This window comes from Sulfuricurvum sp. MLSB, from assembly GCF_000747095.1.
In the GTDB taxonomy this organism is placed as follows: Bacteria; Campylobacterota; Campylobacteria; order Campylobacterales; family Sulfurimonadaceae; genus Sulfuricurvum.
The window spans coordinates 42761-65927 of record NZ_JQGL01000013.1 but is presented as its reverse complement, the minus strand read 5'-3'; the positions used below and the strand labels follow the sequence as shown (position 1 = coordinate 65927).

The 23167-nt window shown below is 47.3% G+C and carries 26 protein-coding genes; 16 read left to right on the top strand and 10 right to left on the bottom strand.

What is annotated here, in order from left to right; translation table 11 throughout:
• Window positions 1-21: 21 nt before the first annotated feature.
• Genes JU82_RS01300 through JU82_RS01285 form a run of 4 tightly spaced genes read left to right on the top strand, consistent with a single transcriptional unit; the run spans window position 22 to window position 3330 of the window.
• Window positions 22-909 (top strand): FecR family protein, encoded by an 888-nt coding sequence (locus JU82_RS01300; RefSeq protein WP_037945700.1) that lies wholly within the window; start codon window positions 22-24, stop codon window positions 907-909.
• Entirely contained in the window at window positions 893-1777 is an 885-nt protein-coding gene (locus JU82_RS01295; protein ID WP_294891991.1) for a hypothetical protein, read from the top strand. The genes JU82_RS01300 and JU82_RS01295 overlap by 17 nt, the downstream gene beginning before the upstream one ends.
• Window positions 1774-2919 carry a PDZ domain-containing protein gene (locus JU82_RS01290; protein ID WP_037945698.1) on the top strand — a complete coding sequence of 382 codons (1146 nt, stop codon included), beginning with the start codon at window positions 1774-1776 and terminating at the stop codon, window positions 2917-2919. Before JU82_RS01295 ends, JU82_RS01290 begins: the two co-directional genes overlap by 4 nt.
• 36 nt (window positions 2920-2955) lie before the next feature.
• Window positions 2956-3330 carry a YbgC/FadM family acyl-CoA thioesterase gene (locus JU82_RS01285; protein ID WP_037945697.1) on the top strand — a complete coding sequence of 125 codons (375 nt, stop codon included), beginning with the start codon at window positions 2956-2958 and terminating at the stop codon, window positions 3328-3330.
• Here the strand turns inward: JU82_RS01285 and JU82_RS11560 are convergent.
• The 6 genes from JU82_RS11560 to JU82_RS01255 all read right to left on the bottom strand — a co-directional run bounded on the left by JU82_RS11560 (window position 3316) and on the right by JU82_RS01255 (window position 7204).
• Entirely contained in the window at window positions 3316-3780 is a 465-nt protein-coding gene (locus JU82_RS11560) for an ankyrin repeat domain-containing protein (RefSeq protein ID WP_294891990.1), read from the bottom strand. The genes JU82_RS01285 and JU82_RS11560 overlap by 15 nt on opposite strands.
• Entirely contained in the window at window positions 3777-4283 is a 507-nt protein-coding gene (locus JU82_RS01275; RefSeq protein ID WP_037945696.1) for a ferritin-like domain-containing protein, read from the bottom strand. Before JU82_RS01275 ends, JU82_RS11560 begins: the two co-directional genes overlap by 4 nt.
• Before the next feature lie 26 nt (window positions 4284-4309).
• The gene (locus JU82_RS01270; RefSeq protein WP_294891989.1) at window positions 4310-4996 is read right to left on the bottom strand and encodes a Crp/Fnr family transcriptional regulator; all 687 of its coding nucleotides are present in this window, start codon (window positions 4994-4996) and stop codon (window positions 4310-4312) included.
• A complete protein-coding gene (locus JU82_RS01265; RefSeq protein ID WP_037945695.1) occupies window positions 4977-6035 on the bottom strand; it encodes a hypothetical protein in 1059 nt (352 codons plus the stop codon). Before JU82_RS01265 ends, JU82_RS01270 begins: the two co-directional genes overlap by 20 nt.
• Window positions 6032-6694 carry a uracil-DNA glycosylase gene (locus tag JU82_RS01260; RefSeq protein WP_037945694.1) on the bottom strand — a complete coding sequence of 221 codons (663 nt, stop codon included), beginning with the start codon at window positions 6692-6694 and terminating at the stop codon, window positions 6032-6034. Before JU82_RS01260 ends, JU82_RS01265 begins: the two co-directional genes overlap by 4 nt.
• A gap of 90 nt (window positions 6695-6784) precedes the next feature.
• Window positions 6785-7204 (bottom strand): class II SORL domain-containing protein, encoded by a 420-nt coding sequence (locus tag JU82_RS01255; protein ID WP_037945693.1) that lies wholly within the window; start codon window positions 7202-7204, stop codon window positions 6785-6787.
• 168 nt (window positions 7205-7372) lie between these two features.
• On the opposite strand from JU82_RS01255, the gene glyS reads away from it, so the two are divergent.
• From glyS to JU82_RS01230, 5 genes are all read left to right on the top strand, one after another.
• On the top strand, window positions 7373-9409 hold the full coding sequence (gene glyS, locus JU82_RS01250) for a glycine--tRNA ligase subunit beta (RefSeq protein ID WP_037945730.1): 2037 nt from the start codon (window positions 7373-7375) through the stop codon (window positions 9407-9409).
• Between the two features lie 329 nt (window positions 9410-9738).
• Complete coding sequence (locus JU82_RS01245) at window positions 9739-10659, top strand: 5'-nucleotidase (RefSeq protein ID WP_037945692.1); 921 nt, start codon at window positions 9739-9741, stop codon at window positions 10657-10659.
• A gap of 63 nt (window positions 10660-10722) precedes the next feature.
• Window positions 10723-11001: a nucleotidyltransferase domain-containing protein gene (locus tag JU82_RS01240; RefSeq protein ID WP_037945691.1), complete on the top strand. Its 279-nt coding sequence runs from the start codon at window positions 10723-10725 to the stop codon at window positions 10999-11001.
• Entirely contained in the window at window positions 10994-11362 is a 369-nt protein-coding gene (locus JU82_RS01235) for a HepT-like ribonuclease domain-containing protein (protein WP_037945690.1), read from the top strand. Before JU82_RS01240 ends, JU82_RS01235 begins: the two co-directional genes overlap by 8 nt.
• The gene (locus JU82_RS01230) at window positions 11352-12479 is read left to right on the top strand and encodes an FAD-binding oxidoreductase (RefSeq protein WP_037945689.1); all 1128 of its coding nucleotides are present in this window, start codon (window positions 11352-11354) and stop codon (window positions 12477-12479) included. Before JU82_RS01235 ends, JU82_RS01230 begins: the two co-directional genes overlap by 11 nt.
• Here the strand turns inward: JU82_RS01230 and JU82_RS01225 are convergent.
• Both JU82_RS01225 and JU82_RS11555 read right to left on the bottom strand, forming a co-directional pair.
• Complete coding sequence (locus JU82_RS01225) at window positions 12470-12934, bottom strand: hypothetical protein (RefSeq protein WP_037945688.1); 465 nt, start codon at window positions 12932-12934, stop codon at window positions 12470-12472. The genes JU82_RS01230 and JU82_RS01225 overlap by 10 nt on opposite strands.
• 3 nt (window positions 12935-12937) lie before the next feature.
• Window positions 12938-13744: a C40 family peptidase gene (locus JU82_RS11555; RefSeq protein ID WP_294891988.1), complete on the bottom strand. Its 807-nt coding sequence runs from the start codon at window positions 13742-13744 to the stop codon at window positions 12938-12940.
• Between the two features lie 124 nt (window positions 13745-13868).
• Here JU82_RS11555 and hemH point away from each other — a divergent pair, with 124 nt between their 5' ends.
• The 7 genes from hemH to JU82_RS01185 are packed head-to-tail and all read left to right on the top strand — an operon-like array spanning window position 13869 to window position 20876.
• On the top strand, window positions 13869-14816 hold the full coding sequence (gene hemH, locus JU82_RS01215) for a ferrochelatase (protein WP_037945687.1): 948 nt from the start codon (window positions 13869-13871) through the stop codon (window positions 14814-14816).
• Entirely contained in the window at window positions 14817-15449 is a 633-nt protein-coding gene (locus JU82_RS01210) for an HAD family hydrolase (protein ID WP_037945686.1), read from the top strand.
• An 11-nt stretch (window positions 15450-15460) separates the two neighbouring features.
• Entirely contained in the window at window positions 15461-16699 is a 1239-nt protein-coding gene (locus JU82_RS01205; protein WP_037945685.1) for a hypothetical protein, read from the top strand.
• Window positions 16700-16735: 36 nt separating this feature from the next.
• Complete coding sequence (locus tag JU82_RS01200) at window positions 16736-17449, top strand: DUF695 domain-containing protein (RefSeq protein WP_037945684.1); 714 nt, start codon at window positions 16736-16738, stop codon at window positions 17447-17449.
• Complete coding sequence (locus JU82_RS01195) at window positions 17446-19284, top strand: MFS transporter (RefSeq protein WP_294891987.1); 1839 nt, start codon at window positions 17446-17448, stop codon at window positions 19282-19284. Before JU82_RS01200 ends, JU82_RS01195 begins: the two co-directional genes overlap by 4 nt.
• Window positions 19265-19633: a diacylglycerol kinase gene (locus JU82_RS01190; RefSeq protein ID WP_037945683.1), complete on the top strand. Its 369-nt coding sequence runs from the start codon at window positions 19265-19267 to the stop codon at window positions 19631-19633. The genes JU82_RS01195 and JU82_RS01190 overlap by 20 nt, the downstream gene beginning before the upstream one ends.
• A 58-nt stretch (window positions 19634-19691) precedes the next feature.
• Complete coding sequence (locus JU82_RS01185; RefSeq protein WP_037945682.1) at window positions 19692-20876, top strand: saccharopine dehydrogenase family protein; 1185 nt, start codon at window positions 19692-19694, stop codon at window positions 20874-20876.
• Here JU82_RS01185 and JU82_RS01180 read toward each other — a convergent pair.
• A complete protein-coding gene (locus tag JU82_RS01180; protein WP_294891986.1) occupies window positions 20873-22099 on the bottom strand; it encodes an EAL domain-containing protein in 1227 nt (408 codons plus the stop codon). The genes JU82_RS01185 and JU82_RS01180 overlap by 4 nt on opposite strands.
• 111 nt (window positions 22100-22210) lie before the next feature.
• Complete coding sequence (gene amrB / locus JU82_RS01175; RefSeq protein WP_037945680.1) at window positions 22211-23017, bottom strand: AmmeMemoRadiSam system protein B; 807 nt, start codon at window positions 23015-23017, stop codon at window positions 22211-22213.
• Between the last annotated feature and the right edge of the window lie 150 nt (window positions 23018-23167).

The window sequence follows — 23167 nt, the reverse complement described above, 5'->3', positions numbered from 1 at the left end:
AATATTCTCAAGGGTGAAATGATGAAATGGTTTCTGATTGCTTTTCTGTGTTTTGGATACACGCAGGCCGCATTGGCGCTCAATCCGGGTGAACAGGCCATTAAGTGGGCTACGGCGGAACGCAATTCCGCGCTTGGTGCCGTAGCGGCTGCGGAAAAACGGGTTGAATCGGCGGAAAGCGACCTCAGGATTTCACGCAGTGTGGAACAGGATGTCCGTACATCCAAAGACCCCGATGCGATGGCCGTCGCGCGTGAAGCAGTAGCGATCAGCGTCCAGGGGGTGAAGGAAGCCAATACCTTGCTCAATCGCGCCAGAGCATTGCTCTCCAAACAAGAAAACACCCTTGTCTCCATACGAACATCGGTTTCGGAATACGGCGGACATGGAGCAATGGTGATTCCGATAAACGGAGAAGTACGCCGTTCTTTGCTGGGTGCTGTTACCGCTTCGGATACCGTATTGCCGCTTCGCGTCGGTGAAAGGGTCGATGTGGGAGCCAACAGTGCCGCAAAGTTATTCGTAGCGCGCGGAGATGCTGAAGTGGACCTGCATGAAAACAGCAGTTTCACGGTTACGCAAGACGATACGGGAGAAAGTTTCGAGGCTATGCTGACACAAGGGTTCGCACGTGTACATGCGAAGCTGAAGCACTTTCTCGGAAAGAAGTTTGAAGTCCGAACTCCCACGGCAATTCTGGCTGTCCGCGGGACGGATTTTTCGGTAAAAAGTTTATCGGATGCCAGCAGGGTCGAAGTATACGAAGGGACCGTCTGGGTTCGATTGCCCAAAAGCGAGAGCAGTGTCGAAGTGCATGCCGGCGAAGGATGTGAGATACTCAAAGACGGTGGGATTCAGCCCGTCAAAATGCTAAAGCGTCCATGGAGTCAAAATGCCCCGTCTCGTTAGTTTTCCGATTACGGTTTTCGTATGGATATTGAGCAGTTCCACGGTGTATGGTGAGTATTGCATCGATTGGAAATCATGGCTTCAAAGTTACGCCGGACAGTCTGGCCACTGCTGGCCTACAGAATCCGAATGCAACTCGTATTATTTTTCGCGCTGTATGAATTCGAACTACAAAAACGACTGTGCGGGACCGTGTTATTTCAAACCCGGGCGTTATCCCAAAACCGGTGCGGCAAAAGCCAAACAAAAAGACAATAATATAAACACGGCACTTCAAAAAGCCGCTGAAGAAAATAAGAAAAAACAGGACGCTTTGAAAAAAGCTGCCGAGAAAAAACAGTTCGATGCGGAAAAAGAAAAATTGCTGAGCGGAATGAAAGGAGGGCTGGGTGCCTCATCCGTCTCCAATCAAATCGTACTCAAGCCGATTCCTCCGGCGCAATCGCAACTGCATTGTATCGCCAACAATGAGGCCAACAGAAGCTGGGAACAACGCGCACCTGATTGCACTCCGGTTATTCCGAATGTTCCCGAGCCGGGAATGCCGGTCGAAGCCGCCGGAACAACCGTCGCCGATCCGCAGATGCTGAGCAAATTCATAGAATCGCTGCATCAGCGGGTTTCGACCACCCGCGAATCCTTGGTGAAACAGGATGCCGCGATCAAGGCATTGGAAAAAGAAATTTCCCAAAAAGAGATGAAAGCTCCCGACACAAAAATACCGAAGGGAGACAGCGACGCGATGAAACGGGCGAAAGAGGCACTCGCCAAAGCCAAAGCCGACCGCGAACGGACGGCTCAGGAACTATCCCGCCTCGAGCAGCAGGAAAAAGAGGCGCAGAACAGATCAAAAGGAAATACACCATGAAAACGAATACAGTGACTTTGGCATTGCTGGGTTGTTTGGCGCTTACGATGCCTCTTTGGGCGGGCGAAGGTGCTCAAGACGCTCGAAAACATATGGTAAGGGGCGTTGCCGCTATCGAAATGGCTAAAACGCCCGGCGAATTGCAAGAAGCGGCAGACGAGTTTCGACGAGCTACCGAACTCGACCCCTCTATGCCGAGCGCTTGGTACAATCTGGGGTCCGTACAGGTGAAACTGGGAGAATACGGTGCAGCCATCGCAAGCTATCAGCGCTATCTTAAACTCTCTCCGAATGCCGACGATGTCCAAAAGATCCAAGATGAAATTATCAAGCTGGAATTTTTGCAAGAGCGCGTTGCAAAAACGACTGCACGGCAGGGCACATGGGTTGCGACGGACGGTACACCTTACACGCTCAAATCAGACGGCAATCATATCATTTTGGAAACAGACCAGCATGCGATCACAGACAACGAGGCTGAGGGGAGCGTTCCGCTTGTCGGTAAGATGTGGATTAGTGAAAAAGAACAAGTCAAATACGATCTGCAAACAAGCGGCACTAAACTGACAGGGACATGGAAACATTCGGCTTTCACAGCCTACGTGTGTATGATTCCCGAAGAGAACGGCGAGGTTAGCGGCGAAATAAGAGATTCGGAAAAAACGATCATAGTACGGCACACACGTATGAAATACATGGCCAAAAACGGCGGATCGTTGTTCGGTGATGATTATTGCGAAGAAGTAAAGCCCGTAGAGAAAAAGAACATCGAAACCGTTTTGCGAGGGCCTCTTCCAAGCGGCGGAATCATGGCCATTCTTTCGGGCATCAACTGGTATTGGCCGGGCGGATTTTCAGCCGTTGAATTGGGATGGACAGGGCACTTGGGCGTCAGCGACGTCAATCCCAGCTCTCCGGCATTCGCTGCAGGCCTAAGAGCGAAGGACAAGATACTATCCATCAACGGCGTCGAGGTCAAAACGCTCTCTACGGCACAAGAAGCGATCTTGCTTTTACGTGGAGAAGTGGGAAGCGAAGTTGTACTGGATGTTATTCATGAAGATCAGGAAACCCCAGTGTCCATGCGTTTCAAGCGGGTGAACGTATGGAATTATGCACCAGGAAAGCCGTGGATCAACTAGGCAATGCATTGAAATTTATACAGGTTAAGGAGCTATATGACCATACGCGTTTATTATGAAGACACTGATGCCGGGGGCATCGTATACCACTCCAATTATCTCAATTTCTGCGAGCGTGCACGGAGCCACCTCTTTTTCGATAAGGGGCGTTCTCCTATTCTCGAAGGGGGGCATTTTGTCGCGAAGCATATCGAAGCCGACTACATTAAAAGCGCAAAACTCGGTGACGTACTGGAAGTCAAAACGTCGCTGATGGAGATGAAGAAAGCCTCTTTTACCCTCTTGCAGCAGGTTTTTCGTGACGCAGAGTTGCTTTTTGAGATGACGATCATACTCGTTTATATCGATTTTTCGGGGAAAATGACCAAGATCCCCGACCAGGAGAAGGATTTTTTCCTAGCGCTGAAGTAGGGGTTTGAGTTTGGGAGCCGCTTTTTCGATCGCTTCGGCGAGGTCGCGGTTTTCGCGCATCATCGCAATGTCCAGAGGCGTCATCCCTTCTTTGCTCATGACGCTTCCCGACGCACCGTGTTCAAGCAGATAAAGGGCGATTGCAGTATGTCCTTTCCATGCGGCCAAATGCAGCGGTGAAGCTCCGCCGGAGTCTTGTGCATTGACGTTCGCCCCTTTTTCGATCAGATATTTGACCGCTTCGGCATTGCCGACCCAGCACGCATACATCAGGATGGTTTTGTTATTGTCCTCACGCATGGCATTGGCATCTTGAAGGGTTTGTATCTGCGATTGGAATGTTGCTGTGTCGTTGCGGTCGAGCAGGCCGACCAGCTGAAGTATATCAGCCGCCTGCACGATGGTGAACGAGAAGAAAAAAAAGACAAAGGCTTTGGTGAACGCGTTCAATTTTTGAACTCGGCGATAAAATCTTTGATGTCATCAAACAGTGCCTGAAGATCTTCTTCATGCTCGACTTCATCGGCCAGAATCTGGGAAACCATATCGTAGGTGATGATATCTTTTTCCCGGGTAATATCAAGAATGTTGGAATAGACGCTGATGGCGCATTGTTCGCCTTTGATGGCTTGCTGAAGGACGTTCCGCACATCCGGATTTTCCGGAGCTTCGTACCCGCAATTGCTGTTTTTGATCCAATCACCCGGGTGCAGAGCCGGGGTGCCTCCGAGCTGAATGATACGGTCGCACACCATCGTTGCGTGGCGAAGCTCATCGGCCGCATGTTGGGTTAATTCGGCGATAGCGGCATCTTTCATCAGCCCTTTGACGACCTTGGCTTCGATAAAATACTGATAGTACGCGAGCCATTCGTCACAATACGCCTTGTTAAGCAGTTCATAAACGGTCTGCGCTTCGATCCCCTTGAGGAGAGAAATACCTCTTTTTGCCATGAAATCCCCTTTACATGTAGATAGGATTACTCTATCACCGATTCTCTTAAAGGAAAATTATTATCCGCGATAGACTTGAGTTTATCAAGATCGAGAATCTCTATTTTTTTTCCTTTCGTCAGGGTGATAACCGACAACTGTTTGAGCTTTTTGAGCGTACGCGAGAGGGTCTCGGGCGTAATGCCGAGCAATGCCGCGATTTCTATCCCTTTGAGGCGTTCGAACGACACGGCATCATCTTGTATGAGCCGCGCCACTTTGGTCATGGCGTTTGGTGCGCTGTGACGCTGAAGCGATGCTTCGAGCGCACCGATTTTTTGTGTGAGCGACGCGATCAACGCAATGCTGAACGACGGGTCCTCTTGCAATAAAACCAGAAACGGATCACGCTCGATTTTTAGAACTTTGGAATGTCGTGTGCATTCGGCCGATGCGGGGTAGGGGATCTGTTTGAGGGTTGCGACTTCGGCGATGAGTGAAGGAGCGCGGAAACGGTGGACGACAATCGTTTCGGTCGATGCCGACGATTTGAAAACGCTCGCTTCCCCTTCGACCAGCAGAAAAAAATAACGGCTCTCATCCCCTTCGTAAAAAAGGATTTCCCCTTCCGTGTATTCTTTGAGGATACTGATGCGTTCGATTTTTTTAAGCTGCGAATCGGAAAGGTGGCTGAAAAATCCTCCATGAAGAAGGTTAGGGGTTAAGCGGTTCAAATCCGGACTCCTTCGGCCGCATCAGCTCTATGGGATAGATAACCTGATTGTTGATGATCCTCATCGTATACGCCCTCGGAGTGCCGTTTACAACGGCGACGAGATAATCGATACCGACGCTGGCGGAGTAATTCACCCAGTCAAATGAAATATCATTGTTCATCAGTACGTTCGATTCGTAAATTGCAGCCGGAAATTCGATCAGCGAATTCGCCAGAATCATATTTTTTCGGTCATGGTACTGGGTAAGGTTGAGAAGATTGGGATCAATGTTGATTTGCGTGGAGAGTATGTTGCGTTCTTTAACCCCGGTAAACGTCAGATGAGCCGCCAGCAGGGAGCTTTTGACTACGGGCAGATGAAAAACAATGCTTTTTTTGTGAAACAGCGAGGGTTTTGAGAGATGGGAAACAATGTTGTCCCCTTTTGGATCGACGGCATACGCCGTGAAGGTTTTTTTAGCACCTTTGTACGCCAAAAAAGCTTCTTCGATCGACGCTTTCAGCTGTTTACCTACAGACGAATCGTCGTAAAATACGGCAATCGAATCAGACATATACGGGAGCAATGCTTCGATTTGGCGCACATAATCGATCGATCCGAACGTAATGTTTTGCGGGGCGTAAGAAAAGTCGCGCTTGTGAACGGTCGGGATGAAGACCGGCAGCTTGGGATTCAGAACCAGAAAGTTTTTTGTGCCGTATGCCGTGAGCGGTGCCAGTATCGCACTCATGTTATCATGGTGAATATCCGTCAGGGCTTTGGACAGGGCATCGGAAGACTCATCAGCAAGAGGATAGTGTTTGATTTCGCATTCTCCGGCGGTGAGACTGATAAGAGTCGCCAGTGAGACATTGAAGAGAGATTGGGAATATTTGCCGATCACTTTGGGAGAAGAAATCACGGCGATTTTGATCGGGCTTGAAATTTGGCTTTGTTGTGTCGCGGAAGGATCGGCGTTTTTTTCTATTTTGAGGGTCTTGGCATAGCCAAATTGCCCTATCAGGCATACGAGGATCAATATACGGGCAAGCATCATTGCAATTGGGCCTTGATCGTCTGTAAATCGCGCATAGCCTCTTTTTTCATCGACGGATTGCGTATGAGAAAGAGCGGATGAAACATCGGGATGACCGAATATTCGCCCATTGGGATGACTTCGCCCCGCACGCGATCGAAATCTTCTCTTTCGCGTGTTACGAGCTCGTACGCATCAGGGCCTAGGGCAACGACGATACGGGGCTTGATGAGATCGATTTGTTTGGCCAGGTACGGAAGGCAGCTGTTGCATTCACTCTGGGAGGGCTGTTGAAATCCGAACGGCTTGCATTTGACCGCATGGGTGAAATAAACGTCCTCCGTCCGAAGATTCAGGACTTTTTCGATCATATCGCGCAGCATCGTTCCCGAACGTCCGGTGTAGTATTCGCCGCTTTCGTCTTCAGCGGCGGAGACATAGGCATCGACAAACATCAGTTGCGATTTCGGATCACCGTAGCCGACCATGCTTTGGCGGCGCGATTTGCTCAGGTCGCATAAATAACACTTTTGAATTGTTTCGTTCAATGGGGTCATAGCGTCGGGAAGCGAGCTGATAGGGGTCTGAAAATTGGGGGTAACGGGATCGACATAATTGTACCCGAGTGCGCGGAGACGGTAAAGATTTTCCAGTAATGCAAGGTTCTGATAGGAGTCCACGTTTGATACTTTCAGGTTTTAGGGAGAGTATAAAGGAAAGGGGGTTAAAGCCAGCTAAAAACTTGACCTTGAGGGGCCAAGTTTAAAGAGTTACGAACAGTGCCCGCCGCCGCAGCAAGAAGAAGCTTCTTCCACTTCGACTTCGACAGGGGTTGATTCCCATACACCGTGTTTGGTGCAGTAGCCGTGAGCGACGAGGGTCAGTTTTTTGCCCATAGGGACGATGTTAAACGTCACTTCCGCATGGTTTTTTTCGTTTCCGAGCGTTCCGGGAACGAAATCGGCACGTGCCAGCAACGTTTCGCCGTTGTAGAGCGCGATGTTCGCGATGAAATGGTCGAAATCATCCGGGTGAGAGTACTCATTGCCCATTTTGACGGTAACGGCGAATTTTTCACCTTTTTTAGCGGTTGCGGCACAGTGGATAAACGGAGAATGACGATCAATATAATCTTTTTTCGCTTCGCGGTCTACGGTGCTGATATCAACGTAACGGTTAATTGTTGGCATGAATTTATTCCTTGTAGTAGATGAATGGAGGCATTGTACACCCCGAAACTTTTAATCATCCCTAAATAGGACATTTTATCTCTGAATTAATTTTTACTAAAGCAACAGCGATTTTTAACCAATCGGGCGATACAATCGAGCTTTTAAAAATGACGATGGATGAATGATATGTTAAAACCTCTTTTGATTGAAATCGGTGTCGAAGAACTTCCGGCGGTTCCCTTACTGAAAGAACTGGCTGAAATTGAGAAAAAATGGGTAGCCGTTTTGGAAAAAAATGCTCTTTTGGGGGAGTTTGAATTCTATTACACGCCGCGCCGTTTAGTCTTGTGGCACCGTGAATTCAAAACACGTCAAGACGACCGTATCGAAGAGTTTTACGGAGCGCCGGTAGAGATCGCGATCAAAGAAGGCGTTCCGACTCCGGCGGCGCTCGGTTTCGCCAAAAAATGCGGTGTAGAATTCGATCAGCTCTCCCGCGCCGAAAAGGGCGGCAAAGAGGTTCTCTATTTCAGCCAAAACATTCCGGGACGCTCAAGCACGGAGATATTGGGGGAGATGATCGAGCAATGGATCAAAAGCCTGAGCTTCGGAAAAACGATGCGATGGGGCTCGAGCCATGAAAGCTTTATCCGCCCGATCCGCTGGGTCAACGTCATGCTCGGCGAAGAGCTGGTCGACGTGACGCTGTTTGATGTGCGCTCCGGCGCGCATACGTTTGTTCACCGCATCAGCCATTTCGGAGCCAAACGTGTAGACTCCATCCACCACTATTTCGATCTTCTCAAAGAGGGTTCCGTCGATCTGTATCCGCAGAGCCGTCGCGAATCGATTTTGAACAACTTTGCCAAACTCGAATCCGAACACGGAATCACAATCGAAATCGATGAAGATTTGCTCGATGAAGTGGTCGCAATTACCGAGCATCCGACCCCTCTTTTGGGAAGTTTTGACGAGAGTTTCCTCGAACTTCCGCCCGAGGTCATTATCACCTCGATGAAAGAGCATCAACGCTATTTCCCTGTTTTCAAAGAGGGAAAACTCATCAACGCATTCGTCGTCGTCTCCAACGCTCTGACCGATGATTTCAGCCATGTCATCGAGGGGAATCAGCGGGTGCTCCGCCCGCGTCTATCCGATGCATTGTTCTTCTACCGCAACGACCTGAAAAAAGGTTTGAGCACGGCCGGGCTGGAAAAAGTCGTCTTCATGAACGGATTGGGGACTTTGGCGGAGAAGATCAAACGCGAAAAAGTGGTTGCATCGACGATCGCCAACTTGATATATGACAATATCAGTCCTGAGCATTTAGAGCGGGCAATGGAATTGGCAAAAGCCGATTTGATGTCCGAGATGGTTTATGAATTTACCGAGCTTCAAGGGCTTATGGGGTATTACTATGCCCTTGCACTCGGCGAATCCGCCGAAGTAGCCATCGCCATCAAAGAGCAATATCTCCCAACGGGTGAAGAGAGCGCACTGCCGAGCACCACGCTTAGCGCAATCGTCGCTATGGCGATGAAAGTCGATACGCTCATCGGAATGTTCAGCATCGGTGAGATCCCGACCGGTTCGCGCGATCCGTTCGCCCTTCGCCGTGCCGTCAACGGAATTATCAAAATCGCTGTGGCACATCAAATACCGCTCAATTTTTCAACATTGATCGATCAGCTTGCGTCGTTGTATCCGCAAGGAAAAGAGTACAAAAAGAACGTTGAGACGTTTATTATCGAGCGTCTTGCGGGAGCGTATGTCGGCGTTAACCCATCGATCATCCAAGCGGTTGTGGCAAAGGATGCTCACGTAGAACTTGATATTCTCGACATCGACCGTAAAATCCGCGCTGTCTCATCCATCGCCGCATCCGATTCGTTTGTCGAAGCCTTCTCCACCTTCAAACGGGTCAGCAACATTCTCAAAGATGAAGCAATGGACAAAGCTTTCAGTGTCAACGAAGCGTTGTTTGAAAACGATTCGGAACGCAACCTCTACGCATCGGCGAAAGCGGTTATGGCTGCACAGCACGTAAGCCTCGAAGAACGTCTGGATGCACTCTTCGCCTTGAAAGCTCCATTGGATAACTTCTTCGACAATGTTATGGTCAATGCCGAGGACTTGAATGTCCGTGCCAACCGCAAAGCGTTGGTCGGGATGATCTACGCCGAGATATACGCGATTGCCGACATCAAAAATATTACCCTCTAACTTTCCTTTTCATTAACTATGTCATTCCCGACTTGATCGGGAAGTATCTACCACTTATATTTAAAATTATTATTTCGTATTTGTAATTCCACATATTTTCCGATAAAATCCAACATATTTATATATTAAAACGATTGATTATATTCAAAGCTATAATTTAGAATTTGATGGTTCTAAATTTGATTCCAAAAACTTTACAGATTATATTGCAGGTATGATGGATAGCTTTGCGATTGAACAATACAAAAAGTATTTTGGAAATAGTAGTCTTGATAAAATTTATTTTACTGAAGAACAATTCAAAATTTGAAAATAACTAAAGGCAAAAAATGGCTTCTGCTTTAGGAACTAATTTAGTCATAGGTATTTCATCGAGAGCATTATTTGATCTTGAAGAAGCTAATTCAGTTTATGATAATGAAGGTTTGGACTCATATACAAAATATCAGAAAGAACGTGAAGATGAGCCTCTTGAAAAAGGAACTGCATATCATCTTGTCGAAGCATTATTAAAGCTCAACACTTTGGGTGTTGGAAAAATTGTAGATGTGATTGTAATGTCTAAAAATTCCCCTGATACAGGGTTAAGAGCATTTTATTCAATTAGTCATTATGGGCTTGAAATCACCAGAGCTGCTTTCGCTGGAGGTGCATCACTTTCACCTTATCTCAATGCCTTTGATGTTGATTTATTTCTTTCAAAATCAGGAGAAGATGTACAAATGGCTATCGATTCAGGTGTTGCATCTGCAATGATTTATAGTCCACCAGAAGGTTATATTTCCAATACAAACCAAATTCGAATTGCCTTTGATGCAGATGCAGTTGTTTTTTCAGATGCATCAGAATATATTTATAAAACCCTAGGAATAGAAGCGTTTTACCAGCATGAAAAAGAAAATGCATTGAAACCCCTACCAGAAGGACCATTCGCAAAATTACTCAAAACATTATCATTTATTCAATCAAAATTTAGCAAACAAGAATCACCAATTCGACTAGCAATAGTCACAGCACGCAATAGTCCAGCTCATGAACGGGTAATTCTCACATTACGTGCTTGGGAGGTTGAAATTGACGAGGCATTCTTCCTCGGTGGACTTCCTAAAGACAAAATTCTTCAAGCATATAATCCACACATTTTTTTTGATGACCAACATCGTCATCTAGAACATTCTTCAAAGCTTGTCCCTGCAGGACAGGTCCCATATATGACTTCTTCCCCAATGCATGATATAGAAGAAGCGTAAAAAAATCACCTTCAAGTAAGTTCGTGTTATACTTTCTGTAAAATTAGAGGGAGGAAAAGTTCTATGTCTGAAAGTACCATTATCGACACACTCAAGCAAATCAAAGAACGTTACCACCTTCCTGAACTCTATCTTTTCGGCTCATACGCGAAACACACCAACCATGCAAAGAGTGATATCGATGTTGCGGTCAAACTAGAAAAAACTGATGCTTTTTTGCTGATTCGGGTTATGCAAGAGATACAAGAACGCCTCAATGTCAAAGTCGATCTCGTTCAGCTTCGCGATCGGATGAACCCCTATCTCAAAAAAACAATCCTAGAAGAGGGAATCCGTGTTTAATACGGAACTCGTCAAAGATATTTTAAATCAAATGATTCTTTCTTGTGAGAGGATTGAAAACCGTTTTCTCCCTATTCAAAGCATTGATGACTTTTTAGATAGCGAAGAGGGGATAGAGAAGCTTGATTCCATTTGTATGCAGCTTATTGCCCTTGGTGAAAGTGTCAAAAATTTAGACAAATTGACCGATAAAAAGCTTTTACCGAACTATCCAAATATATCTTGGAAAGAAGTCGCAGGACTTCGGGATATTATCAGTCACCACTATTTTGATCTCAATGCAGAAATCGTTTTCGATGTATGCCAAAAGCATATTGCTCCATTGAAAGAAACACTCTTACAGATTTTCGATGAACTATGACGTCATCATCATCGGTGCGGGGATAAACGGCTGCGCTAGCGCCTATTTTCTCCGCAATGCCGGATTGAAAGTCGCCCTGATCGATCAGGACGGTATCGCTTCGGGCGGCAGCGGTGCGGCAGGGGCTTTTATTTCGCCCAAAATCTCGAAAGCCGGAGAGCTCAAAGAGATTATGGGCCAAGCGCACGCCGAAGCACTCGAATTCTACTCGACCCGTTTTCCTCAGTTTACCCTCACTAAACCGCTTCTGCATATCGCGAACAATTCCAAAGAAGGCGAAAAACTCGAACATTTCAAACGTGAGACCTCTTTGCATCACTCCGTGATTGATGACGAGTTACAATCACTCCTTACACCAGAAGCCGCTGAGGACAGCTATATCTATTTCTCCGAAGGTGCCGTCGTCGATGCACAGGGCGTATGCCGGGCGATGGCGGAGGGGACTGATTTTTATACAATCAAGGTCGAAAAACTTACCCGTACGCACGGGATGTGGCACGTCAGTGATTTGAACGCCAAGCACCTCGTTCTTGCTATCGGAGCCTATCCGAAACTCTTGAGCGTCGACTATGTCGGTTTACGCGGTATTTGGGGACATCGGATCGATATAGACACGTCTACCCGCATCCCCTGTATTCTCCACCATCATGTTTCGATCTCGCCGACGACGAAGGAAGGCATCGTTGCTATCGGAGCGACCCATGACGTCCATTATTCTCCGTTTTCAGAGGAGCCGTATGATATGGAGCAGGGGAGAGCGATACTTCTGGAAAAAGCATCCAAAACGTTGAAATTGGACAATCTTCATATTCTCAACGACTACACGGGATTGCGTTCCGGCTCCAACGACTATCTTCCGATGCTGGGGAGCCTTGTAGATGCCGATGCGACACTGGAGAAATATCCTCATATGCGCTACGGTGAGAAAGTCGATCCGAGTGAGTTTACATACTATCCCGATTTGATCATGATCAACGGGTCAGGAGGATACGGATTTGTTCTTGCCCCTTATTTGGCCAAGCGGTTAAAAGAGCATATTGCAGACGGAAAAGATATGAATCCCGTGTTGTCTCCGTCACGATTTTTTCCGCGCTGGGCGAAGAAAAATCAGTCGTAAACAATAACGCCGTAAGTGTCGTCGATGCGGTAGAAACGGCAGTCGGGCGTGATGATCATGTCATCCAGGCGCGAGAGATGGACATAACTGCTCTTGCCCACTTTGATCCCGTTCTCAAGAAAAAAGCGTTTGAGGTTGACGAATTTTATGCCGTTGACGAACGTATACTCGAATTGATGATACAGGCGCATTTTTTTGTATCCGAAAACGTGGCTGTCGATGCCTAATTGCGTAGCGGCATACTGGGTCGGAAGATAGCCGGAAAGATCGGTCAAATCTTCTTGTATGTGGGCATATTTTGCGGGGAGGGTGTCCTTTTCGATAAAGACGTAACGGTTAAGCTTGATATGACGGGTATCATTCCAGTATGAGTAGGCGGGAGAAGAGAGGTCCAGCTTGGTGTATATCTCTTTCCAGAGCCAGTGTTTGTCAAGTGTGGAATACAGTGCCGACATATCCTATTTCTTTGCGGAGAGTTCGTTGACGGCCAAACGTTTTGCGTATAAAAAGCGCTGTTTGTAATAATCTTTGTCGATGGAATCGTACTGGACTTTTTTGGCCGTATACGACGCATGAATGATCTGACCGTTTCCGGCGTATATCGCGACGTGCGACGGATCGGACTTATAGGTACGATAAAAAAGCAAATCACCCACCTGCAAGTCGTTCAGGTCGACATCGCTGCCTAGCTGCGCTTGTTCGGCAGCACTTCTCGGCAGGGAAATACCGAACTGTTGATAGACTTGCTGAGTAAATCCCGAACAATCGGTACGATCTTCCCCTTTGTTACCGAACCCGTAGGGAGTTCCCAAAAACTCTTTGGCTTTGGATAATACTTTTTCTTTGACATTCCTCAGATTTTTGACGATCGTACCGGCTTCTTTTGCAGAAGCGGCGGGAGTTTTTTTCTCGTCAGGACAAAGATCTGCCGAATTGACCGGCGCAGGTTTGCTCACGACGAGAAAAGGTTTCTCTTCGTGCCCGATCGTATCGGCTTCAAAGGTGGTATTTTTCAGTACCGGCATGTCGATATCATGCGAGACTACGGCTTTGACGACCGGTGCGACAGGTACGGTGGGCTTAACGACCGAGATAGGGGCAGGAGTGTTTTTAATGAAAGGATTAACGTCCTCTTTGTAAGAGTCGTTTGTTTTTTTTAGGTCTCGTTCATATCCGAGAAAAAGTGAGGGTTCGCGCCTTTGCGAATCCGCATGAGCTGAAAGATTCAATAGTACAAGCGATAAAAACGTCCATCTACCGAGCATTCAACCTCCTGCCACATTGTGCGTTGGGACTATTATAAAACACAAAATCTTTATTTTTTTTTATACTTCCCGAATATAAGCATGTCGTTATGGTACACTTTCTTAAAAAACAGACGGATAACGGATGAAAGAAGCGATCGTTTTGCTCAACATGGGCGGACCCAATAATCTGGGCGAAGTTGAAATGTTTTTGCATAATATGTTCAACGATCCCTACATTCTTCGGACGAAAAGCACGCTGCTGCGTAAATTTATCGCCGGAATGATAACGTTGACGCGTGTCGAGAAATCACAGGAAATTTATCGTCAAATCGGCGGGAAATCGCCGCTGGTAGGGCATACACGCTCCCTTGTCGGCAAATTGCAGCAAGAGGTCGGGAGCGATGTCGTCGTCGATTTTGCTATGCGCTACACGCCGCCGATGGCACAGGAAGTATGCGAACGTCTGAAAGGCGAGGGAATAGAGAAGGTGTATCTGATTCCCCTGTACCCACAATATTCAAGCACGACGACCCAGTCGTCGCTCGATGATTTTGAATCCGCGGCCTTGAAAATCGGTTGGGATGTCATCACGGTAGAGATCAAACACTTTTTTGCCAATACTACCTATAACCGCTGTCTAATCGAACGGATCAAGGACGCATTGGGGCAGGACAATGCATCGGAGTTCGAAATTGTCTTTTCGGCGCACGGCCTTCCTCAAAAAGTGGTGGACGGGGGTGATCCCTACCAGCGCCACGTGATTGCCCACGTCGAATTGCTTAAACGGATGATGCATGAGGAAGGATTATTGTTTTCGGATGTATCTTTGGCCTATCAGTCCAAAGTGGGACCCATGAAATGGCTGGAACCTTCGCTTGATTCGATGCTGCATTCTTTGGTACGCAAAAAAGTGATTATTGTCCCGATCGCGTTTACGATTGATAATTCCGAAACCGATTTTGAACTTGCCATCGAATATGCCGAAGTCGCGCATGATCTCGGTTTTGAAGAATACCGTGTATGCCGATGCCCGAACGATCATCCGCTGTTTGTTCAGACGCTTGCCGAAATGTACGGGAAGATGAAATAAATGAAAAAAATCGCTATCTTCGATATGGACGGTACGCTGATCGATTCGGGTCTGGATATTACCTATTCGATCAATCATGTGCGCTCACTGCGGTACGCGCTTGAACCGCTCAGCGTCCGTTATGTCGTGGATGCGATCAATGCCCCTTCGCGTAATCTGGCCGAAATATTTTACGGTACCGCGCACTATGAGCCTGAAGCCAGGGCGCTTTTTGAAGAACATTATTACGATCAATGCATTCAAAACGTCCGTGTGTACGAGGGAATCAACGAGGTATTGGATACGTTGCGCGGCAAAGGCGTGGTCATGGGTGTGGCGACCAATGCTCCGGGTCTTTTTGCCAAACGGATGCTGCAGCATTTGGGAGTAGAACACTATTTTGAGCTTATTACCGGCGCCGATGACGTTGAATGGCCAAAGCCGCATCCGCAGATGATTCGAATGCATCTTGAGCGTTGCCGTTATCGTCCGGGTACGGATCGTGCTTGGATGATCGGAGATAACGCCAAAGACATGGAAGCGGCTGCTCAGGCAGGAATTGAAGCCGTTTTTGCAGGATGGGGCTTTGCCGAGTCGGGGGACGGAGCATACTGTGCTGCAAATCCTCTGGAGATTTTGCGTTTGATTAGTTAAAGGGGCAGTCTATGTACGGTATCGATGTAATCGTCACGATCGGTTTGATTTCACTTCTTTTTTTGCGTCATACGGCAGTTTACAAAGACCCGAATAAAATCAATTATACGCCGATTGTTTTGGGAATCGGGGCTGCCGGAGGTATGCTGCATTTTGTCTTGTATGCATCTGCGGGTGCAGAACTGGCCGTCATGAAAGAATCGCTGGTGATGCTCGGTACCGGGGTTGTACTCTCTGCGATCATGAGCGTTTTGAGTCGGAGCGTCTCAGCTGCAAGCACGCATGAAAACCTTAGCCGAATCCGTACCCTCTCAGACGATGTTGAGATGCTAAAAACAGCCTTTGATTCATCTGCCAGACGTCTTGAAATCGTGGCGCAGATGGAAGATTCGACACATGAGCAGCTGCGTGTCCTTTTCAAAGAAGAGATTGATTCGCTTAACGTCATTCAGGCCAATCAAAAACTTTTTGTTGCCAAACTTGAATCGCTTCTGGCCCAGCAGCACGCCGCTATGGACAAATTCGAAGAATTTACTTTGACCGAATTGCCGGGCCTGGATAATATCATCCATCGTCATATCGATTTGCTGCGTATTGCCGAACAAGACCATTTCAATCAGATCAAAAGCGCTTTGGGAATCAGCTGTGACGAGCATAAAGAGGTGGCGCATCAATTGATGCAGGTGAATGATCATCTTTCCAAAATCCAATCGCAGGGTGTGGACGAACACCTGCTGGGCGTTCTGCACCGCGAGCTTGACCGTATCGTGCATGAATTCGGCCGCCAGATACATTCGATAGGTGCAAAAAGCGAATTGATCGCGACGTCGTTAATGGAAAACGATGCGATATTAAAAGGTTCGCGTGAACAAAGCGAACTGATCATGCAGCAGATGGTTCTTTCGTCCAAGCAGATGAGGGAGATTACCGTCCAATCCAAAGACCTTTCTGATTCATTGAAGCCGCTGGCGGCTCTCTTCACCTCAGCCGAAACGCTGTATGCAGAATTGATGAATGCGAAAGGAAAGCTTGGCGAACTCATTGTAACCCTTGAAGCCTATGAACGTCAAGAATACCGTGCAACACGCCAGACTCTCGAAGACCTGGCATCCGACGTGACGGCTCAAATGAAGTTGCTCTCCAAATCGCTTGAACAACACAATCCTTTGGTTATCGATACCAAAAACATCCAAGAACTGGCCGGAAAAGTGAAGCTGCACAAAAGCTATGTCGGAGAAAATCAAGAATAAAGACTTTATAATGCCGAAAAAACGAGATGGGGACTTATGAGCGAATATTATGAACTGAGTGATGAAGAGAATATTCCCTACCGTTGTGATGTGGAGATGGAGCTGATCGATGAAGCTCCGCAAATCGAGCGGCCGTGGCTGTTGTGGCTGTTTGTTAAATCGGAGAATCCGCTGGATGGGAGCTTCACCGGATTTACGGATGATTTGAAACAGACTTTACATGAAGCAATGGACGCACTTTTCGCCGGTTCGGTGACGAAAGAGGGTTGGGTCGAATTGTATTTTTATGCTTCCGAAGCGAAACGGTTTGAGAACATCAGTTCCGAAGTGATGGCACGTCACGGCGGATTCGCGCATGAAAGAGGGGTATCAAAAGATACCAAATGGGAAATGTATCTCGAACGCCTCTATCCGGATGCGTATGCGCTGCTACGGATCCAAAACCGCCATACGATCGAAGCGCTGGCAGAAGCGGGGGATGATTTGAGTATCGAGAGAGAAGTCGAACACTATCTCTTTTTCCAGACCAGAAGTTCAATGGAACGGGCTGTAGCGTCTCTCTCCGCACACGGTTTCGCACTCAAAGAAGAAGTGAGCGATGACGAGAGTGATCATGCCTACGGCGCGGTTGTCGTCAAAACGGAATCGGTATTGCCCGAGCAGGTCGAAGAGACGACAGCACTCCTTTTTGACGCCGCGTTGGAACAGCACGGCTATTATGAAGGATGGAGCACGGTACTGGCAGTATGAGCGGCATCTGGAAAATCGCAGGGGTATTCCCCTATACACTCGCGCTGTTTCTGAACGCTTTTACCGATCTCGGACATAAAATTATTATTCAAAACACCGTTTTTAAAATTTATGACGACCAGACTCAGGTTATTTACACCGCGATTCTCAATGCGCTCATTTTGCTCCCCTTCATTTTATTGTTTACTCCGGCCGGATTTCTTGCGCATCGTTTTTCAAAAGTCCGGGTTATGCGATACGGAGCATTTGCCGCCGTTGTGATAACTCTTTTGATCACGTATAGCTATTATCAGGGGTGGTTTTGGGCTTCGTTTGCCCTAACGCTGATTCTAGCAGCGCAGAGTGCGATCTATTCTCCGGCTAAATACGGATATATCAAAGAGATCGCCGGCGAAAACGGTTTTGCACCACTTAACGCGCTGGTCCAAGCTTCGACTACTGTAGCCATTTTATCGGGCATTATGGCCTACACGGTGCTGTTTGAAAATTCGCTTGAGCGATCGTATGCGAACGAGGGTGATATTCTTCACCAAATCGCTCCGCTGGGATGGCTTCTGGTTGCGGGGAGTCTGATTGAATTTTTGTTGACTCTGCGTCTCATCGACAGAGGGGAACCCGCTCGGATACGTTTTAATATTAAAAAATATCTCAATGGCGGTTATCTTCGAAAAAATTGGATCTTGTTGCGGAGAAACCGGGAAATTTTCGATGCCGTCGTCTATCTGTCTTTGTTCTGGTCTATTTCACAGGTCATTCTCGCCGCATTCGGTGCGTACGCGAAACGGACGCTGGAAATTGACAATACGATTGTCGTGCAGGGGCTTATGGCATTGGCGGCGTTCGGGATTATTGCCGGGTCGATCATTGCATCGCGTATGTCCCGCTATTACCTGCACAAAGGGCTGATTGTTGCCGGTGCGGTGCAAATAAGCGCGATGTTGGTCATTTTGCCGCTGACGTATAATCTTTATCTTATCGGAGTAGTTTTTTTCGGCTTCGGTATCGGCGGAGCCATGATGATCGTTTCGCTGAATGCGCTGATACAGATCAAAGCGCCTGCAGCCCATCTGAGCTATATCCTCTCGGGTAACAACTGGCTCCAAAACATTTTTATGACCGCATTTTTAATATTGACAAGTGTATTTGCGTATGCGGGATGGGATTCGCTGACGCTCTTTTACGCCATGCTCGGTGTTTCACTGGTGCTTACGTTTGCCGTCCTTGCTCGCTACAAAGACTATTTTTTATGGCTCATTTTTGAAAACATCCTTGCGTTGCGCTACAACATCATACCGATGCACACGCATAACATTCCAAGATCAGGTCCCGTATTGCTTATGGGAAATCATATCAGCTGGATCGACTGGATACTGGTGCAGATCGGAGTCGAGCGACGTATTCGTTATCTGATGGAACGCTCCATTTACCAAAAACGCTTCATCCGTCCGATTATGGAACTGGGCGAAGTGATTCCGATTTCCCAAAACGGCGCCAAAGAAGCATTTAAAGAAGCGCGGAATCGACTTGATAACGGTGAAATAGTTGCTATTTTTCCCGAAGGCGCGATCAGTCATGACGGCAATATCGGCAAAATCTATCCGGGGTATCGTGCCATCGCCACAGAGCACAAGAGCGTTATTATCCCGTTTTACATAGACGGTGCCTATGGAAGCGTTTTTTCTCGCTCAGCGCGGCGGCACGTTCGTGCACGCGGGTGGTTCCGACGCACGATACGGATCATTTACGGCGAACCTTTGGAGATGCAATCCGATCCTGAAACCGTGTATAATGCAATCATGCATCTCAAGGAGACTTATGGCACTCAACAAGCCTGACTACACCCTTTTTAAAAATACGCGCTATGCGCTGAACGGCCTTGCCGAAGTGACGCGGAACGAAAAATCGTTTCGCCTGCAACTGCTGTTGTTTGTCGCAGCGGGTGTCATTGCATGGGTCTTGCCGGTTTCGTTTGTCCATCACTCGGTTCTTTTTGTCTCTTTGTTTATTCCCCTCATGTCGGAAATCATCAACAGCGCAATAGAGCGGGGAGTTGATTTGGTGACGTTCGAGCATCATGAGCTAGCCAAGCGGGCCAAAGATGCGGGAGCGGCATTGGTATTCGTTTCGTTTCTCGCCGTCGGCACGATTTGGGCATTGACCCTATACGACGCGTTTTGCGTGTAACCCAATCGTAAGTGATTGTTTTCTATAATTTTCAATATTTTATTCAGAGGGGTATGCCGTGGCAACAGCACTCATTATCGGCGCCGGCGGAGTAGGGCGCGTTGTGGCACACAAATGTGTCATGAACAACCAGGTTTTTGACCGTATTATTTTGGCAAGCCGCACACTTAAACGCTGCGAAGAGATCCAAAGCGAGCTTCCTTCCGGCGCAATCGAGATCACCACCGTCGATGCGGACAATACGCAAGAAGTGATCGACCTGATCAAAAAAGTGGGTGCGGATATTGTTATCAACGTGGCCCTTCCGTATCAGGATTTGACGATCATGGATGCGTGTATTGCGACCAAAACCCCCTATCTAGACACTGCTAACTATGAGCATCCTGATGAAGCGAAGTTTGAATACAAACTTCAATGGGAAAGAGATGCCGCATTTAAAGAAGCCGGAATCATGGGACTCCTTGGAAGCGGATTCGATCCGGGTGCCACCAACGTATTTTGTGCCTATGCCCAAAAGCACTATTTCGACGAAATCCATACGATCGATATCCTCGACTGTAATGCCGGCGATCACGGCTATCCGTTTGCGACCAACTTCAACCCCGAGATCAACCTGCGCGAAGTAAGCGCCAAAGGGCGCTATTGGGAAAACGGTACGTGGATTGAAACAGAACCGATGGAAATCATGCAGGTATGGGATTATCCCGAAGTGGGTCCCAAAGACAGCTATCTGCTCTACCATGAAGAGATGGAGTCGCTTGTCAAACACATCAAAGGGCTTAAACGCATCCGTTTTTTCATGACGTTCGGCCAAAGCTACCTGACCCACATGAAATGTCTCGAAAACGTCGGAATGCTCGGAATCGAGCCGGTAGAACACCAGGGGATGAAAATCGTACCTATGGAATTTTTGAAAACCTTGCTCCCGGACCCTGCATCGCTCGGACCTCGTACCAAAGGTAAAACCAACATCGGTATCGTTGCCGAAGGCCTCAAAGACGGTAAAAAACGCAAAATCTACATTTATCAGGTGAAAGATCACGAAGAGTGCTATGCCGAAGTGAAATCACAAGGTGTTTCGTATACTACCGGCGTTCCTGCCGTCATCGGCGCCAAACTGATGGTTCAGGGGATCTGGAGCGGCCAAGGCGTATTCAATATGGAGCAAATGGACCCGGATCCGTTTATGGACGAGATGAATACCCAAGGCTTGCCTTGGAATGTCATCGAGATGGAGAGTTAATCTCTTCTCTCGCTAAAGCCGAGGGAATCTGTATACATTTCGTATAAGAGACTCGGAGCAAGATTGATCTTTGGCGCGAGATTATCGATAAGCGTCTGAATCTTTTCGGTTGTTTCAAGTTTTTCGACAATCGACAAAAACTTTCCGAGATACCCTTCCCGTTTCAAAAGAGCGTCTATTGTTGATCCGCTCAGTTGTATTTTTTCAATGATTTCTTCCATACTGACTTGCAAAAAGGTGTCGATCAGCGAAAGGCTTCCCGCTAAAAAAGCCTCATCCGCCAGTTCGGGACGGCCGTGCGCGCTGACAAGTTTAGACATGAGGTTGGCTCGAAATTTAGCCGCGTCGATAATTGCTTCACCGAACAGTCGATTTTCCGAATCCGCGTATAAAAACAATCCCAGCCATGAACGCAGACGAGAAGGGCCCAGCAACTGAAGAATCTGTTTGACACTTGTTATTTCATGCTTGAAATTAAACTCGGCCGAATTAACGTATCGAAGCAGATTGTAGGTAAGCTCAGGGCAGAGGGTGAATTTTTCGGATATGGAATGAATGTCATCTGTTACATGCAGCGCATTGATTAACTCAACGGCATTGGTAACGGAAGGCTCTATTTTCTTTCCGGCGATAATGCTCGGTTTTTCGAAAAAATAACCTTGAAAATAATCAAATCCCGCTTTTTGACAACGCTTGAAAGCTTCAACGTTTTCCACTTTTTCCGCAAGAAGTTTAATCCCAAGCTCTTTGAATTTTGTTATCATCGTGTCGATCTCATCCGAATCGGATGCCAGAAGATCGACTTTAATAATGTCAATATACGGAAATAGATTCCGAAAATACTCAATGTTTTCATTGTTGCAGCTAAAATCATCCAGTGCAAAACGGTAGCCGAGTTTATGCAGATACTGGATCTTATTAATCACAAGAGGGGATACTTGCGTGTATTCCAAAATTTCAAAAACAAATTTTTCTTTCGGAAGAGAGTAGATGAGATCGCTTAAAATAATGTTTTCATCGACGTTGATAAATCCGGTTTTATCGCCGATAATAGCGGAAAGCCCGATATTATGGACTATATTTATCACAACGCGTGCCGTTGCTTTTCTGTCATTGGCAAAGGTGGCTTCGATCGAATCGATGGCATTGCGGTACAGAAGTTCGTATCCGACACATTTTCCCTCCCCATCCAAGATGGGTTGTCTACCGATAAATGTATCCATAAATTCCATTCCGTATATAAATATTATATTTTATTCTTCATTGTATGAAAGTAAACTTTAAAAAAACATTTTTTTGCTGCAAAACAATTACCGAAGCACATCTGAGCGAAATCAAACGGTTTGGAAAAGGGCGCTTGCGTATCCTACGACACGCGATGTGTCTCCGCTCGCGTCGGCACTGGTACGGTAATCGAGCAGTACGGCTTCCATGTGTCTCTTTTTGGCGACGTTCAGCATGGCTTCGACACCGATCATTCCGCATGCTTCGCATCCTTGATGCAGTGCGGCCGTATTTTCGCTTCGGATCGCTTCGAGGCAAACCGCGTCGAGACGCTTGGCATTTTCGAGAGAATAGTAATGACTCAGATCGGTACTGATGACAACGGCCGTATTGTTCAATCCGAGTATATAGTCGATAATCGGTACGAGTTCTGCCGCATCGGCGTACGCATACACCAGCTCTATGACTTTGGCATCGTCCATGTAGTGTTTGATAAAGGGCATCTGCACTTCGGTGCTGTGTTCGTGATGGGCATCGGGAAAATAGGGGAGGGCAAAACGTTTTTGCAGATCGTTCAGAAGCGGCATATTGATTCTGAGCTCGCCCAAAGGCGTTTGATAAACATCGGATTTTGCAATGCTAATTCCTTCAAAGCCGATTCTGTGTGAGGGGCCGATAACGACGATTGTGTCAGGGCGCACATGCGAAAGGATACGGTAGGCGATGTTGGCTGTAAAACCTGAATAGACCCATCCCGCATGCGGGACGATGACGGCACGGCCCGAAAGGTTGTCAAACCGCTCACATATTTCTTTGTGAGAAGCCAGTATGGCATTGAACCGATCGATCATGGCGCGGATTTCATCCGCACTCGCCGGGTAGAAACTTCCCGACACGCTCATCGCTCGCATAGTCATTGCCATACTCCTTCTATTTTTCTATGGCATTGCGGGCAATGTCCCGCATCAAGCGCAAAATGGGTAGTCTCAAATCCGTATCGCTCTATCAGAAGCGTATCGCACTGCGGGCATCGTGTCTGGGACGGAAGAGAAACATTGCCGAGATAC